Below are 16,115 nucleotides of genomic sequence, written 5' to 3' on the forward strand. Positions count from 1 at the left end.
TACTCGTCACCTCGGTCGGTGACACTACGGGGTGGTCGAGGATCTATCAGCAATCGCGTGAGTTGTCAAGGTACGACCGGCCCGACGGCGAAAAAAAGCGGAGCAGGCAAACTGCGCTGCGCCGGGTGACGACGGGCCATTTGTTACGGAGCGCGCCCGGTGGGCCGTCCTCCGGGTCAATCGCGGTGCGATTGACGCTAGGGAGTATAGCAGGCAGGGCCGATTTTGTCAAGAGGTGAACGGCGAGCGGATTGAAAACACGTTTTACCTGATTTCAATCAGAAATACTGCTCGACCACCTGACTGCAACCTCACTGCCATTTCTCACAATCAGTTCGATACAACATTACATTGCCACCCCCTTTACACGCCATGTTATAATATAGAGCAACGATGTGACTGTGAATAAAATCACCAGCAGATGCGCGCATACGCGCCCAGTGAAAGCGCAGGAGACCGTGAAAGAGTTCTTTCGCCTCAGTCGCAAAGGGTTTACCGCACCTGACGATCAAGACAGCTCTCAAATTCCGGACGATCTGTGGGTGAAGTGCAGCGAGTGTCGCGAGCTGATTTATAAAAAGCAGCTCAACGACAATCTAAAAGTCTGCCCAAAATGTGGGCACCATATGCGCATGAGCGCCCACGAGTGGCTTGGTCTGCTCGATGTTGGTTCATTCCGCGAGATGGACTCCAACTTGTTGCCGACCGACCCACTTGGCTTCGTCGCTGCCGATGAAAGCTATGCCGCCAAACTGGCCAAAGCGCAGCAGCGTACCGGCATGGCTGATGCAGTCATCTCCGGCATTGGGACGATCAACGGGATCAAGTTGTGTATTGCGGTTGGTGACTTCTCATTCATGGGAGCATCGATGGGTAGCGTTTACGGCGAAAAGATGGCACGCGCCGCTGAACGCGCTGCAGAGCTAGGTGTCCCGTTGTTGACAATTAATACCTCGGGTGGCGCTCGTCAGCAAGAGGGTGTCATTGGATTGATGCAGATGGCCAAAGTAACGATGGCTCTCACCCGCCTGGCAGAGGCAGGACAACCACATATTGCCTTGCTAGTTGATCCGTGTTACGGTGGTGTAACTGCTTCATATCCATCCGTTGCCGACATCATTATCGCTGAACCAGGCGCTAATATTGGTTTTGCCGGCAAACGACTAATTGAGCAGATTATGCGCCAAAAGTTGCCTGCCGGATTCCAAACAGCCGAGTTCATGCTTGAGCACGGAATGATCGACATGGTTGTTCCCCGCAGCGAAATGCGGGATACACTGGCCCGCCTGCTTCGGCTCTATCAACAGCGGCAAGCTTCAGCCACCAAGACCGATCTGGCGACTCGACGGGCTACATTGCCCCAGGCAATTATGTGATGTCACCCGAGGACGGCTATGGAAGAGACTCCAGCTCAAGAGACGATGACTCCCTGGGATCGCGTGCAACTGGCGCGCCATCCTCAGCGCCCGCATACACTCGATTATATCGCCGCTCTCTGCGAGGATTTTGTCGAATTGCATGGCGACCGTCGCTTCGGCGATGATCCGGCCATGGTTGGGGGTATGGCCACCTTTGCCGGCCAAACGGTGATGGTCATTGGACATCAGAAGGGCAATGATACCCGCGAGAATATGCGGCGTAATTTTGGTATGCCACACCCTGAAGGTTATCGTAAGGCACAACGCCTGATGCGGCACGCAGAGAAATTTGGCCTGCCGGTCATTTGCTTCGTCGATACGCCCGCTGCTGACCCAACTAAGAGTTCAGAAGAGCGCGGTCAGGCGAATGCAATTGCCGAGAGCATTATGTTGATGACAACGCTGCGCGTGCCGAGCATTGCGGTCGTGATTGGTGAAGGCGGTAGCGGTGGCGCTCTGGCAATCAGTGTCGCCGATCGCATCTTGATGCAAGAGAATTCGATCTACTCGGTGGCTCCACCTGAAGCTGCTGCTTCAATCCTGTGGCGCGATGCAGCTAAAGCGCCCGAAGCAGCCAAGGCGCTTAAGCTCACTGCCACTGATCTCTACGAGTTGCATATTATCGATGAAGTCATTCCCGAACCACCGGGCGGCGCTCATACCGACCGTCTCGCCGCGATCACGACTGTCGGTGAACGGATCCGCGCCCATCTCATCGATCTGCAACAACGCGATCTCGATACCTTGCTGCGGGAACGTTATCAGAAGTATCGCTCAATCGGGCAGTTTCAAGAACAACAGATGGATTTCTTCGTTCGTCGATAAGAACCCTTTTCACGATACCAGCGCCACGGTCTCACCTCGTGGTAAATCTGGTTGAAACTCTTCACTGTCTTCTCCGGTTTTGCCGAACCGTGCCCGACTCACAGGCAATGAATGCCATACCAGCAGGGGTGCAATCCTTGCACCCCTGCTGATGTTGAATGCTATCGTTGTTAGAGCTGATGGCATATCACTATGCCTGTGAGCAACGTTTTTAGTACTATATACCTATTCCTCAGCTAATGACTTTTTTTTCATCAGGTGCTAAAGTAGCTTCGGGCAAAACTAGAATGGAGATCAATTCTCACAACCTGGGGTTTTATCATGATCAGCATCCTGCGGTTTGTCTGTATAGCCCTGATTCTGCTCAACCTGACAACCCTTGCTTCCCCCACCATCGCTTCATCACCGACTTGCCCCGCCGATCGTTCACATCTCTTGCCACGTTTCGGTCAACGCTGGTTCATGCTTGGCGCCAATGTGCCCTGGTTGAATGGCGGTTACGGCGCCGATTTTGCCACCGTGGAAGAGTGGAATCAACATACGTATAACCCTGACCAGACCCGCGCTATGTTTCGCGCTATGCGACAGCAGGGAGCAAATTCCGCGCGCTGGTGGCTCTTTGCCGATGGTCGTGGCGCGCCTGAATTTAGCGCAACCAGTGGCGGTTCGGTGACCGGTCTCGATACCAGTTTTCTTCCTAGCCTGGCCAGCGCCATTCAGATTGCCGCCGAAGAAGATATTTATCTCATTCCCACGCTGTGGAGTTTCGATATGCTCTTTGCCGACTCGACTGCCTCTGGACGCGGCCAGCACGCCGGTGGGCACCGCGATCTGATCGTCGATGCGGCAAAACGGGCATCGTTCATCAACAATGCGCTGCTGCCAATGCTGCGCTATCCGGTAGGTAACAGCGGCTACACCATTGGCACCCATCCACATGTCCTGGCATGGGACATCTTCAACGAGCCGGAATTTGGGATCAATGAACCGCCACATTTTTCTCCGGCCAGCGAGGTTGCACAACCGGTTACCTTAGCGCAGATGCAACGCTTTATTGCCGAGATCTCTGGCGCTATTCATCGCAACTCTAACCAGCTAACCACCGTCGGTAGCGCATCAATGAAGTGGAACAGCACCGGCGCGCTCGGCGCAGCCGGTAATTTCTGGAGCGATGCGGCCCTGACGGCTTACGATCCACAGGGTTATCTCGATTTTTATCAGATTCATTACTACGGCTGGATGAATGGCGACGAAGCCTTCTGGAGTTACTCGCCATTGTTTATCGATTGGTTCGAGGGGCAATTCGATAAACCGGTCGTGATCGGCGAAGTGCCGGCCAATGCTGGCGGCACAAACCGTACCCCAACCCAGTTGCTGAATGAGCTGCGCGCTAACTGCTACGCCGGAGTGTGGCTTTGGCCGTACTTCAATGTCAATGATAGCACCGGACAATGGTCAGATGCGGCTGCCGCCGTGCTCAATCTGGCGAACAGCGCTTCCAGTGAGGTACGGATTAGCCAGCCAGCGACGACTCCGCGTGTCCACCTTCCACTGGTTGTACGATAATGGTAACGTGCCGGAAACAAATGACGATACAATGTAAACGCTATCATCGCGGCTCATATCGTTTCAGTCAACAACGAATGATCAACGGGCAGGCAACGATGCTATCAGGACAAAGATGAATCCCGAAAGCATCGCTGTCTGCTTCATTATTATGAGGAGATTATGCAACAACGATACTGGCTGATTATTGTGAGTATCATTGGGTTGAGTCATTTACTCTGGTCAGTATGGCAACCAACACCACAGGTTGTTGCGACTAGCAGCCAGCGCCAGTTTATCCCACTGGTGGTAAAACCATCGATCTTCACCGAAACATTCACCGGTGAACCCTCTCAACCCCAACGCTGGAATCCGGCCAATTGGGATGTCACCGTACACTCGCGCGATGTGCAGACGTGGTATCAGCTTGAAGCGATGGCCGCTGATCATGGCGCAGACTGCGCGCCGGCGCCGGCAACGCATACCATTCAAGCCTATGAGGACGCCGTCTATCTCTGCCGCAATCACGTGATGACTGCTATCAGGGCCAGTGGTTACGGTATGATCTATCTTACACCCGACCATCTGGTTGATTTTAGCGGCGGCACGGCGACTATTCGCTTCGATGTATCGACTCTGCGCACCACCCTGCGCGACTGGATCGACCTCTGGATTAGCCCCTACAACGATCATCTCCAGTTGCCACTCGATATGGAGGTGGATCTGAGTGGCCCACCGCGCAACGCGGTGCAGGTTCGGATGGATCTCAGCGGGAATTTCTTTGACGTGGTCATCTACCGCAATTTCCAGCCGACCGTCATTGAAGGCCTGCCCATTCCTTATGACCAGTTTCTCGAACCAAGCCCGACCCGGCGCGACACTTTTGAATTGCAGATCTCACGCACCAGGATCAAGTTTGGCATGCCGGCCTACAATTTCTATTGGGTAGATACCAGCATCGCCGATCTCGGTTGGAATCAAGGGGTTGTTCAGTTTGGTCACCATTCCTACAATCCGCTGAAAGATTGTCCAACTACCTGCCGTCCAGGCACCTGGCATTGGGATAATGTGACCATTAGCCCGGCGCGCCCCTTCACCATCATCGACGCAAATCGGCGCTACGTTGATCGGGCCAATCCCGCCATTACCCTGACCGCACCGGCGCCGGCAAATGCGCGACTCCGTTTTGCCGGCATTGGTCCCAACCTCCAGGTACGATTTGATGGCGGTAACTGGCAGGCGGCACAGGTACAGAGCCACGGTGTCGCTTTCAAGGATGAGCATTTCCGCAGTTTCTGGATGCCGATCCCAGCCGGCGTCACTCGAATTGAGTTTCGTGGCGATCGATGGTGGGGAGGCGACTGGCATGCGCGCGACATCAGCGTTTGGGCGCTACCCTAATGCTGCGTCGAGGCAACAATGCTCCCGACTTTGGCATCGATGACGGCTTGCGCCATCAGTTCAGCAATCTGGGCCGCGTTATGAACGGCATCAAACATCGTTTCGGCATGCTGTCGCGCGGCCCGCGCCATTCGTAATCGCGCATCGGGTTGCTCGATCAAGTGCCGGATCCGGGCCGCCACTGCATCGGGATCGTTCGGTGGCACAAGAAATCCGGTTGTGCCATCAATGACAATATCTGTCAGGCCACCAGATGCTGTTGCAATAACCGGTACACCGCACGCAATTGCCTCCACAGCCGCTATCCCAAATGCTTCAGCCTGCGTTGGAAAGACGAAGACATCGGCCTGCTGACACAATTCGATCAAGCGAGGTGAGTTCGGCGTCAGGTCGCGATAGATATACATTCCAGATCCTGACGTAATCGGGCTGCGCGTGACCAGATGCGCTTCCACCGGCATTTCAATACGGCGCAGCGCCGCGAGGAGGATCGGACCGCCTTTGCGCTCAAAATCACCGCCGATGAACAACACCCGCAATGGCCCGGGCTGCCGCTCGCGTCGCGGGCGCCAGCGCGTCACATCAACACCCGGCGGGATCACCCGTATCCGATCGGGTGACACACCATAATCGCGTATCAGTGAATCACGCACCCAGTGTGACCAGGGTAAGACCCAAACCGCCCGCTGAAACAAATGCCGGTTTATCCGGTGCTTGAACTCGGCAATCAACCCTGGCCGATCGGCGCGATGCCGGTAGAATGAGGCCATTGCATCGTATTGTCGCGGCGTAATGTCGGTGGCAATCAGATACGGTCGGCGACGCGCCAGACCTCCGGCCAGTGCTGCCGGCGCCTGCGTATTGAACAAGACCACATCGCAATCGGTTGAACGTAACGCGCGCCGCGCCTGTTGTCGACCTCGCCATAACCCTCGCGCGCCGGAGGGCAACGGCAATCGCTCGATCCAGCCATTCGCTTCATAGTACGTGATTTCAGACCAATATGTAACGATCTGCGGCTGATGAGAAAAGCCGAAACGCAGATTCTCAGCATAGGTGCGGTGGCCAAGATGTTGTTCCAGCACGAATAACGCTCGAACCATTATTCCATCACAATCCAGGGCTTCTGAGATGCCAGATATATCGCTTGCTATCAGGATAGTTTAAAACTGGCTACTTCCGACGCCTTGACTTCCGTTTCTGCTACCTTGACCACGCGCGCCGGAATCCCGACGACAGTTGCGCCTGCCGGCACATCGCGCGTTACCACGGCATTTGCGCCAATCCGAGCGCGGTCGCCGATCGTGATCCCACCCAGCACGCGCGCACCTGCGCCGATAAACACCTCATCACCGATTACCGGAAATTCCCACTCGTTACGCATCCCGATGGTAACGGCGGCGACAATCGTGCAGTTACGACCGATCCGTTGTGGCGAAATCACCGTCCCAACCGGATGGGCAATATAGAGGCCGCCACCAATATCGGCCCCCACGACAATTTCCAATCCATAACGCCGGTATAACCGCCGCTGCACATAACCAGGCAAAAAGGGGATGCCACGCTGCTTGCACCACGAGCCGAATCGAAACCAGAGCATCGCGCGCAACGGCAGGTGGCGAAAAAGCAAAGCTAACAGTTGACGGAGACTCAACGGCGCTGTGCTTACCTGCCCCGGCGTAACCCATCGCCGGGCATCTTGCAGGAAGAGATCGAACATACATATTCCCCTTTATATCTCAGGCCTGAGCAGCTTCCACAGCCGTGACCGGCGCAAAAAAACGATCGCGACCACCCAACTCATCGGCTACACCCTGGTAGTAGCGCAGGTTGAAGATAGCGCTGTAAAGGGGACGACTACCTCGCTCGCCAAACAATCGGTGGGCCAGATACGCCAATTGGGGCATCATTGCGAGCGCCACAGCACTCGCCCTTGGCCGATCCAGCAACAGCCAGACCAGCCAGCGCGTCAGCCGGTTACGCTGACCAAATTCACGCTGGACAAACCCCAACAGATCAATCTGATGTTCGCGACCAAAGATAATGTCGTTACGTCCGTAGATGTACGGCGTCGCCAGCCAGGAAGCAAAGCTGCGTTCAGCGTAGTGGTAGCCAACCGCCTGTGGCGCAAATACGAACTCAACTCCTAACTTATCGAGCCGATACGCGAGTTCGATGTCTTCAGCGCGACGGAAGCGTTCATCAAAACCGCCGGCTGTCGTCACCAGATCACGCGACAGCGATGTATTACCGGTGTAAAATTGGCGCGCAGTCGCCGGCCATACCCCACTGGTCATCGCCCGATACTGTTTTTCGAGCATTGCCTGCTCCCACGCTACCCAAGGCGACAAACGCGCATCAGGTGGGGTAAGCATTGTCCCTAGCACTACCCGCCGGCTACGCTCTCCATGCAAGCGCATGTGCGCGGCGATCAGATCCGGCACTGGCACAACATCGTCATCAAGGAACAGCACAATCGCTCCACGCGCTGCTGTCAGGCCACGATTGCGCGCCGCAGCCGGGCCGGCATTTGCTTGCTGGATGAACGTCAGATGAAACGGCGTTTGGGCTTGCCGACAATAGGCTTCAGTGCCATCGGTCGAACCGTCAGAGACAACAACAACTTCAAACCGCTCTGATGAATAGCTCTGCGTAGCTAAAGCTTCCAGTACACGCCGTAACCGGGCTACCCGGTTGTAAGTTGGGATAATAACACTGACTGCGATTGATTGCATCATACACTCACAATTGCCGAATTACACGCGCCGGAACCCCAGCGGCCAGCGAGCGCGGCGGAATACTCCTGGTTACCACGCTGCCCGCGCCGATGACGCTGCCTGCGCCAATAGTGACTCCACTCAACACCGTCACCCGTCCTCCCAGCCAGACATTCTCTTCCAGAATAATCGGTGCTGATGGCGGTCGTTCCTGTCGTCGCTCCGGCTCTAGCCGATGAAAATCGTTATCCATAATCATGGCATACGTGCCAATGTTGCAACGCGGCCCAATACATACCAGCTCAGTTGCCGCAATTGAGCAACCATAGTTGATGAATGTTCCTTCACCGATCTCTAACCGCGCCCCATGCGCCACTGCCAGCTCAAGCGGCACAATTGTCGATACCAGCCGCGCCCGTTCGCCAATGATTAAGCGACCACCATTCTGCACCACCGGCTTTCCCCATAATCGCACCCGCGGCCCTAACTCGGCGTGGCGAAGATGCCAGCGTGCCCGCAATACCGCCAGAATGTCACTGAGTATGCCAGGCAGAGAACGTGATGGCATCTGGCTCCTCCCTTACATTGTTCCACATCTACATTACCCGAATGAGATGAACAGACACTAAAATCGCATGACACGTGAGTTAACAGTTTCGTTGCCCGTTGGTTTGCAAACAATCTACCACTTCAGCATATTATGACCGGCGGCGCCTGATAAATGAATGCAGGGCAGGCACTCATACCTGCCCTGAACACGCTCATACATCGCTTCGGCAACTACAAGCAGACACTCGACGTCGGTGTTGCAACTGGAACTTCCGCAGCTCGCGCTGCACTCTGCATGTGCCGAAGCTGCTCGCCATTGACAAGACCTTCTCCTGGCGGCAACCGAAAGCCATCCCAAAAACCACGCAAACGCCGCCCTGCATAGAACAACTCCCGCCGGTCACCACGCAATGCCGACCAGATGGCACGCGCCAGATGCTTCCCTTCACGGGCCAAAAACCACGCCCCGGCGAAGAGATCACCGCGACGAGTGAAACGGCCAAAGTTACCACCATTCCCATACTGGTAGCGGGCAAAGAGTGCCTCAGCTTCGGCGCGCGGGCGGAAACCGTATGTATGCACTACTTCAATATGCGGGCAGATCTTATAACGCGCGCCGCTCCGCACAATCCGCCAGCATAGATCGGTATCGTCAGAAGCCCGTAATCGACTGCCAGGGCCACAAAACTCATCATACCCCCCTATCCGATCGAACAGGCGGCGACGCATGCTGAAATTAGCCCCAGAGGCATGCAACGGAAAATGCCAGCGTGACAAATGTGGCCAGGCGTCGAATGCCGGCGTAAAGCCGGTCGCCGGATCGTAGGGTGGCGCTGTCAGTCGCCCGGCAATGAATTCTAGCTCCGGATCGGCCTGAAACTCGGTCACAATTTGTTCCAGCCAGTTGGGCTGCACTTCGACATCATCGTCAATTAACGCGATGACCTCGCCATTACTCGCGGCAATTCCCAGATTGCGTGAACTCGCCGCGCCAAAACCGGGTCGCCGATTAAGCAGATAGTGAAACCGGGGATCACTGCGAAATGGCGCCAGGATGATTGCACTCTCGTCATCAGGACTCTGATCGACGACAAACAATTCAAACTGCTGGTATGTGCTACCAAATACGCTCTGCACAGCATGGTACAGAGCCTGCGGACGCTGTTTCGTTGGAATGACAATCGATACCAGCATGTCGCTTGTTCCCTTCAACTACAACGATTGTTCCACCGGCGCGGAGAGTGGAGTGACTGCTCGATACACCAATCGCTCACGATCAATCGGATAGGCTAATCCGCGTAGACTACCCCGCGCGAAGGCAACGAACCGACCCAGACCACGAGGACGCCGCAAACGAAACACCGGCAACAATGGTTCGAGCAAAGCCGGCACTAATAGTTCATACAAAAAGACAATACCGGCGCGCCAGTTTCCGGCCTTGAGCGGCTTAACATACGCCGCACCCAAACCTTCCCAGTCTCGCGCAGCCAGTTCACGCGCCTCGCGCCAGGTGCGAAATCCATCGTGGATAACGAAGGTAGCCGGCGTCTCGACAACATACCAGCCAGCCGCAATCGCGCGCAAGGCAATATCGGCGTCCTCTGCCGAAGGAAATAGGCCACCTGCACCCAGCGCCTCATCGAACCCACCCATCATTAACACCGGTTCGCGCCGCACTGCCATCCCTGCGCCGATCCCGCGCGCGCGGCATTTGTCCCAAAATGTCATCACCAGCTTTGGCCGCTGACATTGATAGGCCGGGATGAAGCCGACGTCGGCATCGTGTGGCCCCGACAATACATTGCAGAAGAGAACTGCAGCCTTTGGTTCTTGCTGAAGCTCGGCTTCGATCACTCGCAACCAGTCAGATGGTGTCCGACAGTCATCGTCGGTAAAGGCCACCAGCGGCGCCTGCGCCAGTTGCAAGCCAATATTACGCGCTACGCCCAGACCTTTCGTAGTCGAGGCCACATAGCGGAGGCGTTCATCGTGCTGAAAGCGCCGCAGCGCCACCTCCGTTGCTGTATCGGTACTTTGATCAACCACGATCAGCTCAAAGGCCGGATGATCATTAGCCAGAATACTCGCAACAGCAATTGCCGCGCTCTCTGCCCGATTACGAGTGCAGACTACCACGCTGATGGTCGGTTCTTTCATATTATTCCTCTTTTCCCGATGGACCAGAGCAAAGCTCCCCAGTCGCTGGAGGCACGTGACTGCTGCCCAGTGCCCCCGTCAAAGCTCCCCGGTCGCCGACGGTACGTGACCAGCCTCCTGTATTCCTCCATACGCCGGCAAGCCCAATAACTCCGGCACTGTCACAATCTCATACCCTTCATCGCGTAACCAGGGGGTGAGCATACGCACTGCCCGTGCAGTTTCGGTCTTTTCCCATCGGATCTGGTTTGAAACCGAGTCGTGCATCAGAATGATCGATCCTGGTTTGATCAACGGTTTAATTTGATCGACCAGTCGCGCAGCAGGCACCTCCGGCACCTTCCAATCGTCGGGGTAAATATCCCACCCAATCACTGCATAACCACGCTGCCGTAACCGCCGCCCTTCCCACGGCGTCAACCAACCCCATGGCGGTCGGTACAGTCTTGGTCGTTGCCCGATGACCTGCGCAATCACGGCAGTTGCAGCATCGATATGATCGGCGCCACGCAGCCGTAAACCTGCTTTCCGACTATGCATCATCGAATGATTGCCGATAATATGCCCTTCAGCAAAGGCGCGTTGCGCCACATCGGGATGCCACTGCACGCTTAAACCGACACAAAAGAACGTAGCCTTCACGCCCAACTCACCCAACGTGTCGAGCAGCAACTCGGTGCAAGGTTTACTCGGACCATCATCGAAGGTGAAAGCGACGGCCCGACGTGTGCGCGGCCCGTGATTGTGATAGTAGCCAAACCCTCCATACGGCGGGCTGAGTAAGAGGTTGCCTGTCTGATCAATCGCTTTGGTTAACATTGCGCGCACATTCATACATCGCCTCAATAGTTGTGACTTCCCTGGGATGATGCGAGATAAACCGAATCGGTGATATAACTACCGGTAGAGCATTGTCATGGCATTGACCGGCTCAGGTCAGCGATGAAGCCGTCATCCCCCTATCGGTCATCGGGCGAGAGCGACGAAACAGTTTATCGTACAGTTTTGCGCCCAACAATGCCCGTAGTGCGATAGCTACAGTCCCCTTCTGCCAGAGGGTCTCCCAGGGACTCACCTGCAAGCCAACTCGATAGAAGCGCCAGCCTAGCCGCAACTGCCCGCTGAAAACCGCATCCGCTGCAAATGAGATTAATGCCCGCTGGCGCGCTTTGCGATACAACCATTGCCATTGCGAACGCTCTGCCACCGGGATCAGGCTGAACGTCCAGTCAAAGATACGAAACAGTTCCAGAATGGCATTGCGCAACGCCGTTGGATCTTTCGACATGCTCGATGGATGGCGGCGGTAAGCGTAGAGCATTTCATCAATGTAGATGATGTCGCCAAAATGGCACAATCCCAACCACATCTGCGCATCGAGCGACCAGCGCAGCGTCGGATCGTAGCCACCAACCGCGTCGTAGGCGCTTTTGCGGATCATCGTGCCGCTGTGCTGAGGGTAGCCCTTCAGCAGAAAATCGGCAAATACCGATCGTCCATCGCGCACATAACTTGTTTCCGCCGCCCGGCTGACAAAACTTAACGTCTGTTCATCGGCATAGAGGCCATAAGCGCTAAATGCCATTACTGCCTGCGGATGTTGTTCGAGCAACTCAATCTGACGAGCGAAGGCGCGTGGTGAAACCACCCAATCGTCAGCCGAAATCACACTCAGGTATTGACCTCGTGACTCCTGCATGCCCTCGATCAGCGACAATACGAAGCCCTTGTTCTGAGCGTGATTGATCAGGCGCACTCGTGGATCGCGTAGATAGGGCTGGATCACTTCAAGCGAATTATCGGTTGAACAGTCATTGATCAGAATGACTTCAAAATCGCGAAAATTCTGCTGAAGGATTGAACCGAGGCAGGTGGGCAAGAAGCGCGCATAGTTGTAATTTAACACGGTGACTGAAAGCAGGGGACGATCCTTGTCCGCCGACATAGCTCCTATCCTTCCCATCAATGGAATTAACCGCCATCAAAGCGGAGTTTATCTTTTTGCGCGACGCCTGTATACAATAGACCCTATCACCACCCTGGTTTCTGTCCCTACACCTCAACGAGCGCAAGCTGCCGCCAAAACGGTTACCACATATTCCTGATCGTCGCTCGTCATTTGAGGGTAGAGGGGCAACAATATGCTGCGATCTTGCCCGTATTCCGAATGCGGTAACTGAAACCCTTCAGCGCGCCAGTAGGGTCGCTCGCGATGGGCGCACATGATACCGCGCCTGGTCGCGATGCCACGGTCAAGCATGTATTGCATCACTGCCCGCTGATCGCACCATGGCGGCAGGTAGATCGGGTAGCTTTGCCAGTTGGTGCGCGCATACGGAGGTTCTTCCGGCACACCCACCCCTGGAATAGCCCGCAACAGCTCGGCGTACCGCTCGGCCAGCCGGCGCCGCGTAGCCACAATTTCCGGCAACCGTCGCAATTGCTCGCGTCCCACTGCGGCCTGAATGTCGGTCATCCGATAGTTGTAGCCGACAAGGTTGTATTCCTCAAAAATGACCTGATTGGCCAGATGACGGGTACGGTCATTGATGCTCATCCCATGCTGGCGCAAGAGACGGAACAAGTCGGCATACCCGGCGTTGTTGGTTGTCAGCATGCCACCATCGCCAGTGCTGAGCACTTTGCGGGGATGAAACGAGAAACACGCAATTACGCCATGCGGTTTCCCGATCTTCTCCCAACGCCCCTGCCACCAGATCTCACTACCGATCGCGCAGGCAGCATCTTCGATCACCGGCAATCCATGCGCCGTCGCCACCGCCAGAATGCGTTCCATATCGGCTGGCATACCCATCTGATGCACCGTCAGAATTGCTTTGGTGCGCGGCGTAATTGCCGCCTCGATCAGCGCTGGATCCATATTGTGTGTCGCCGGATCAATATCGACAAAGACCGGCTCGGCGCCACAGTAGCGCACACTATTCGCAGTGGCAATGTAAGAATGGCTGACCGTAATCACCTCATCACCTGGCCCTACTCCTACTGCCAGCAATGCCAGATGCAAAGCCGTAGTGCAGTTTGAGACGGCCACAGCATGGGCAGCGCCGGTATAGGCGGCAAACTCTTGCTCAAAAGCAGCTACCTCTGGCCCCTGCGTGATCCAGCCCGACAAGATCACCCGCTGAGTAGCAGCGGCTTCAGCTTCACCCATGACCGGTTTGGCCAGCGGAATCTGGCGGTTCGCGATAGTCGTCATAGGTTAACGCTCTCCTCTTTTTTCCAGTTATGAACGCGCTCTTCGGCCAGCAGATCCTCCACGGATACGCCGCGAGACAGATACCACTCACGGAGCCGTTGCAATCCTTCCGTGAGCGAGACAGATGGCGCAAAGCCCAATACGCGCTGCGCGCGCGCGCTGTCGGCATAAAGCCGCAACACATCGCCTGGTCGCGGCGCATCGTGAATGACAGGAGCATCAGGTTTCCCAATCACTGTAGCCACCGCGCGCGCCAGTTCGTTGATCGAAATCTCGCGTCCCTGCCCGATATTAAACGTGCCGCCGACCGCTTCGTCGATCATGCCGGCCAGTAGAATGCCGCGCGCAGTGTCACTGACATAGGTGAAATCACGAGTCTGCGTACCATCACCGAAGATGACCATCGGCTTGCCCGCCATTGCCCGTAACATAAACTTGGGAATGACTTCACCGCTATCACCCTCATGATGACTACGCGGGCCAAAGCTATTAAATGGCCGCACCACGACGGTCGGATACCGATAGCTTTCCCAGAAGGCGCGGGTATAGCACTCACCAGCCAGCTTGCCACCGCCGTAGACCGTCATCGGAAAGGTCGGATGCTCTTCGGTCATCGGTGCCCAGCGCGCCGTGCCATACACTTCTGAACTTGACACGTACACAAACCGCGTTACGTCGGCCTGCCGGGCCAGATCGAGCAGGGTAAGCGTCGCTGTCGCATTGACATCATGATTTTCATGGGGATCGTGCAGGCTGTGACGAACCCCCAGGCACGCCAGATGGTAGACAAGCTCTACGCCGCGCAACAGGCGCGCCATCGTACCGCGCTCGCGAATATCGGCTACCACCAGTTCAACATCGGCATCAGTCAGATGAGTGAGGTTTTCCCGTTTACCATTGATCAGATTGTCCACGACGATCACGCGATGACCGGCGGCAGCCAGTTGGGTTACCAGTTCACTCCCGATAAAGCCGGCCCCGCCGGTCACCAGAATCCGCTTCGTTGTCATACCATATCCTCATTCGTTCCCGTTCAGTTCCTATTCCTGAACGAGGTCATCTTGAAGCTCAACCATCTGCAAACACCGCCGACAGCTTCTCGCTACGCTTACAATGCTACCTGACGGCAACCACCTGTTGCATCCATCCCTGCATAGCATTGGCAACCACCTGCTGCTGGTCGGCAGTCAATTCCGGAAACATCGGCAGTGACAGCACCTCAGCCGCTGCCGCTTCTGCCTGCGGAAAATCGCCTGCCTGATAACCCAATTCGGCGAATGCTTTCTGCAAGTGTACCGGGATCGGATAGTGAATACCGGTGCTGACACCGTGATCGTGGAGGTAGGCTTGCAACTCGTCGCGCCGGGCATCACGAATGGCGTAGATGTGATAGACATGGCGGCGATCAGGCAGGGCCGTCGGCGTTCGTGCCCCAATCGGAGCCAGAAGCGCATCGTAGCGCGCCGCCGCTGCGCGTCGCAGCTCAGTCCACTGCTCGATGTACGCCATCTTTACTCGCAAAACGGCGCCCTGTATCCCTTCCAACCGATAGTTAAAGCCCTTCAGATCGTGATGGTAACGACGTTCGGCGCCCCAATCGCGCAACATACGCACCGTCCGCGCCAGTTCAGGGTTGCTGGTTGTAACCGCGCCACCCTCGCCATACGCGCCTAAATTTTTGCCAGGGTAGAAGCTAAAGCAACCTAAATCACCGATGCTGCCGACTCGTCGCCCCTTATACTCGGCCCCGTGGGCCTGCGCTGCATCTTCGATCACAACCAAACCGTGTTTGCGCGCAATCGCCATGATCGGATCCATATCAGCCGGCTGACCATACAAATGCACTGGAATGATCGCCCTGGTGCGCGGCGTGATCGCCGCCTCGATCTGAGCCGGATCGATCGTGAAGGTCACCGGATCGATGTCTACAAAGACGGGTCGCGCGCCAGTGTAATCAATTGCTGAAACCGTCGCGATAAAGGTATGCGGCGTCGTGATCACTTCATCGCCGCGTCTGACACCAGCGGCAAGCAACGCGAGATGCAGCGCGCTGGTGCCAGAATTGACGCCAATTGCATACTGGCACTGCGTGTAAGCGGCAAATAACTCTTCAAATGCCGCCACCTCTTTACCCAGCACGAATTGGGTGCTGGCCAGCGTATCCAGCACGGCCCGGTCAATCTCTTCCTTAATCGAGAGATATTGAGCCTTCAAATCAACAAACGGGATCATACGTTCCCCCTTCAGAGGTTATCGATTGCGATACCGAATAGGCTGTTAACCTGA

Annotated in this window: 15 protein-coding genes; 4 read left to right on the plus strand and 11 right to left on the minus strand. The window is 55.9% G+C overall.

Features of this window, described 5'->3' with window-relative positions:
* Positions 1-458: 458 nt before the first annotated feature.
* From accD to Q0650_RS09675, 4 genes are all read left to right on the plus strand, one after another.
* Positions 459-1,376, plus strand: a complete 918-nt coding sequence (gene accD / locus Q0650_RS09660) for an acetyl-CoA carboxylase, carboxyltransferase subunit beta (RefSeq protein ID WP_298818369.1) — start codon at positions 459-461, stop codon at positions 1,374-1,376.
* An 18-nt stretch (positions 1,377-1,394) separates the two neighbouring features.
* Positions 1,395-2,243 carry an acetyl-CoA carboxylase carboxyltransferase subunit alpha gene (locus Q0650_RS09665; RefSeq protein WP_298818371.1) on the plus strand — a complete coding sequence of 283 codons (849 nt, stop codon included), beginning with the start codon at positions 1,395-1,397 and terminating at the stop codon, positions 2,241-2,243.
* Positions 2,244-2,564: 321 nt separating this feature from the next.
* Complete coding sequence (locus Q0650_RS09670; protein WP_298818373.1) at positions 2,565-3,809, plus strand: hypothetical protein; 1,245 nt, start codon at positions 2,565-2,567, stop codon at positions 3,807-3,809.
* Positions 3,810-3,971: 162 nt separating this feature from the next.
* Positions 3,972-5,189 carry a hypothetical protein gene (locus tag Q0650_RS09675; RefSeq protein ID WP_298818376.1) on the plus strand — a complete coding sequence of 406 codons (1,218 nt, stop codon included), beginning with the start codon at positions 3,972-3,974 and terminating at the stop codon, positions 5,187-5,189.
* Here Q0650_RS09675 and Q0650_RS09680 read toward each other — a convergent pair.
* The 11 genes from Q0650_RS09680 to Q0650_RS09730 form a co-directional block, all read right to left on the minus strand.
* Entirely contained in the window at positions 5,186-6,292 is a 1,107-nt protein-coding gene (locus Q0650_RS09680) for a glycosyltransferase family 4 protein (RefSeq protein WP_298818378.1), read from the minus strand. The genes Q0650_RS09675 and Q0650_RS09680 overlap by 4 nt on opposite strands.
* A gap of 50 nt (positions 6,293-6,342) precedes the next feature.
* Positions 6,343-6,909: a serine O-acetyltransferase gene (locus Q0650_RS09685; RefSeq protein ID WP_298818380.1), complete on the minus strand. Its 567-nt coding sequence runs from the start codon at positions 6,907-6,909 to the stop codon at positions 6,343-6,345.
* Positions 6,910-6,928: 19 nt separating this feature from the next.
* A complete protein-coding gene (gene epsD, locus Q0650_RS09690) occupies positions 6,929-7,927 on the minus strand; it encodes an exopolysaccharide biosynthesis glycosyltransferase EpsD (protein ID WP_298818383.1) in 999 nt (332 codons plus the stop codon).
* A gap of 4 nt (positions 7,928-7,931) precedes the next feature.
* Positions 7,932-8,474, minus strand: coding sequence for a DapH/DapD/GlmU-related protein (locus Q0650_RS09695; RefSeq protein ID WP_298818385.1), 543 nt, complete (start codon positions 8,472-8,474; stop codon positions 7,932-7,934).
* Positions 8,475-8,686: 212 nt separating this feature from the next.
* Positions 8,687-9,649, minus strand: coding sequence for a glycosyltransferase family 2 protein (locus Q0650_RS09700; protein WP_298818387.1), 963 nt, complete (start codon positions 9,647-9,649; stop codon positions 8,687-8,689).
* 18 nt (positions 9,650-9,667) lie between these two features.
* A complete protein-coding gene (locus Q0650_RS09705; protein WP_298818389.1) occupies positions 9,668-10,612 on the minus strand; it encodes a glycosyltransferase family 2 protein in 945 nt (314 codons plus the stop codon).
* 78 nt (positions 10,613-10,690) lie between these two features.
* Entirely contained in the window at positions 10,691-11,446 is a 756-nt protein-coding gene (locus Q0650_RS09710) for a polysaccharide deacetylase family protein (protein WP_298818391.1), read from the minus strand.
* A gap of 97 nt (positions 11,447-11,543) precedes the next feature.
* Positions 11,544-12,557, minus strand: coding sequence for a glycosyltransferase (locus tag Q0650_RS09715; protein WP_298818394.1), 1,014 nt, complete (start codon positions 12,555-12,557; stop codon positions 11,544-11,546).
* Positions 12,558-12,671: 114 nt separating this feature from the next.
* On the minus strand, positions 12,672-13,829 hold the full coding sequence (locus tag Q0650_RS09720) for a DegT/DnrJ/EryC1/StrS aminotransferase family protein (protein ID WP_298818395.1): 1,158 nt from the start codon (positions 13,827-13,829) through the stop codon (positions 12,672-12,674).
* Entirely contained in the window at positions 13,826-14,839 is a 1,014-nt protein-coding gene (locus Q0650_RS09725; RefSeq protein WP_298818397.1) for an SDR family NAD(P)-dependent oxidoreductase, read from the minus strand. Before Q0650_RS09725 ends, Q0650_RS09720 begins: the two co-directional genes overlap by 4 nt.
* A 106-nt stretch (positions 14,840-14,945) precedes the next feature.
* Positions 14,946-16,061, minus strand: a complete 1,116-nt coding sequence (locus Q0650_RS09730) for a DegT/DnrJ/EryC1/StrS aminotransferase family protein (protein ID WP_298818399.1) — start codon at positions 16,059-16,061, stop codon at positions 14,946-14,948.
* Between the last annotated feature and the right edge of the window lie 54 nt (positions 16,062-16,115).

It is taken from the genome of uncultured Chloroflexus sp. (assembly GCF_937129525.1).
In the GTDB taxonomy this organism is placed as follows: Bacteria; Chloroflexota; Chloroflexia; order Chloroflexales; family Chloroflexaceae; genus Chloroflexus.

Coding starts and splice junctions, on each gene's coding strand:
- epsD (WP_298818383.1), bottom strand. CDS start 7,927: ATGATGCAATCAATCGCAGTCAGTGTTATTATCCCAACTTACAACCGG.
- Q0650_RS09670 (WP_298818373.1), top strand. CDS start 2,565: ATGATCAGCATCCTGCGGTTTGTCTGTATAGCCCTGATTCTGCTCAAC.
- Q0650_RS09715 (WP_298818394.1), bottom strand. CDS start 12,557: ATGTCGGCGGACAAGGATCGTCCCCTGCTTTCAGTCACCGTGTTAAAT.
- Q0650_RS09710 (WP_298818391.1), bottom strand. CDS start 11,446: ATGAATGTGCGCGCAATGTTAACCAAAGCGATTGATCAGACAGGCAAC.
- Q0650_RS09725 (WP_298818397.1), bottom strand. CDS start 14,839: ATGACAACGAAGCGGATTCTGGTGACCGGCGGGGCCGGCTTTATCGGG.
- Q0650_RS09705 (WP_298818389.1), bottom strand. CDS start 10,612: ATGAAAGAACCGACCATCAGCGTGGTAGTCTGCACTCGTAATCGGGCA.
- Q0650_RS09680 (WP_298818378.1), bottom strand. CDS start 6,292: ATGGTTCGAGCGTTATTCGTGCTGGAACAACATCTTGGCCACCGCACC.
- Q0650_RS09695 (WP_298818385.1), bottom strand. CDS start 8,474: ATGCCATCACGTTCTCTGCCTGGCATACTCAGTGACATTCTGGCGGTA.
- Q0650_RS09675 (WP_298818376.1), top strand. CDS start 3,972: ATGCAACAACGATACTGGCTGATTATTGTGAGTATCATTGGGTTGAGT.
- Q0650_RS09685 (WP_298818380.1), bottom strand. CDS start 6,909: ATGTTCGATCTCTTCCTGCAAGATGCCCGGCGATGGGTTACGCCGGGG.
- Q0650_RS09700 (WP_298818387.1), bottom strand. CDS start 9,649: ATGCTGGTATCGATTGTCATTCCAACGAAACAGCGTCCGCAGGCTCTG.
- Q0650_RS09665 (WP_298818371.1), top strand. CDS start 1,395: ATGGAAGAGACTCCAGCTCAAGAGACGATGACTCCCTGGGATCGCGTG.
- Q0650_RS09720 (WP_298818395.1), bottom strand. CDS start 13,829: ATGACGACTATCGCGAACCGCCAGATTCCGCTGGCCAAACCGGTCATG.
- Q0650_RS09730 (WP_298818399.1), bottom strand. CDS start 16,061: ATGATCCCGTTTGTTGATTTGAAGGCTCAATATCTCTCGATTAAGGAA.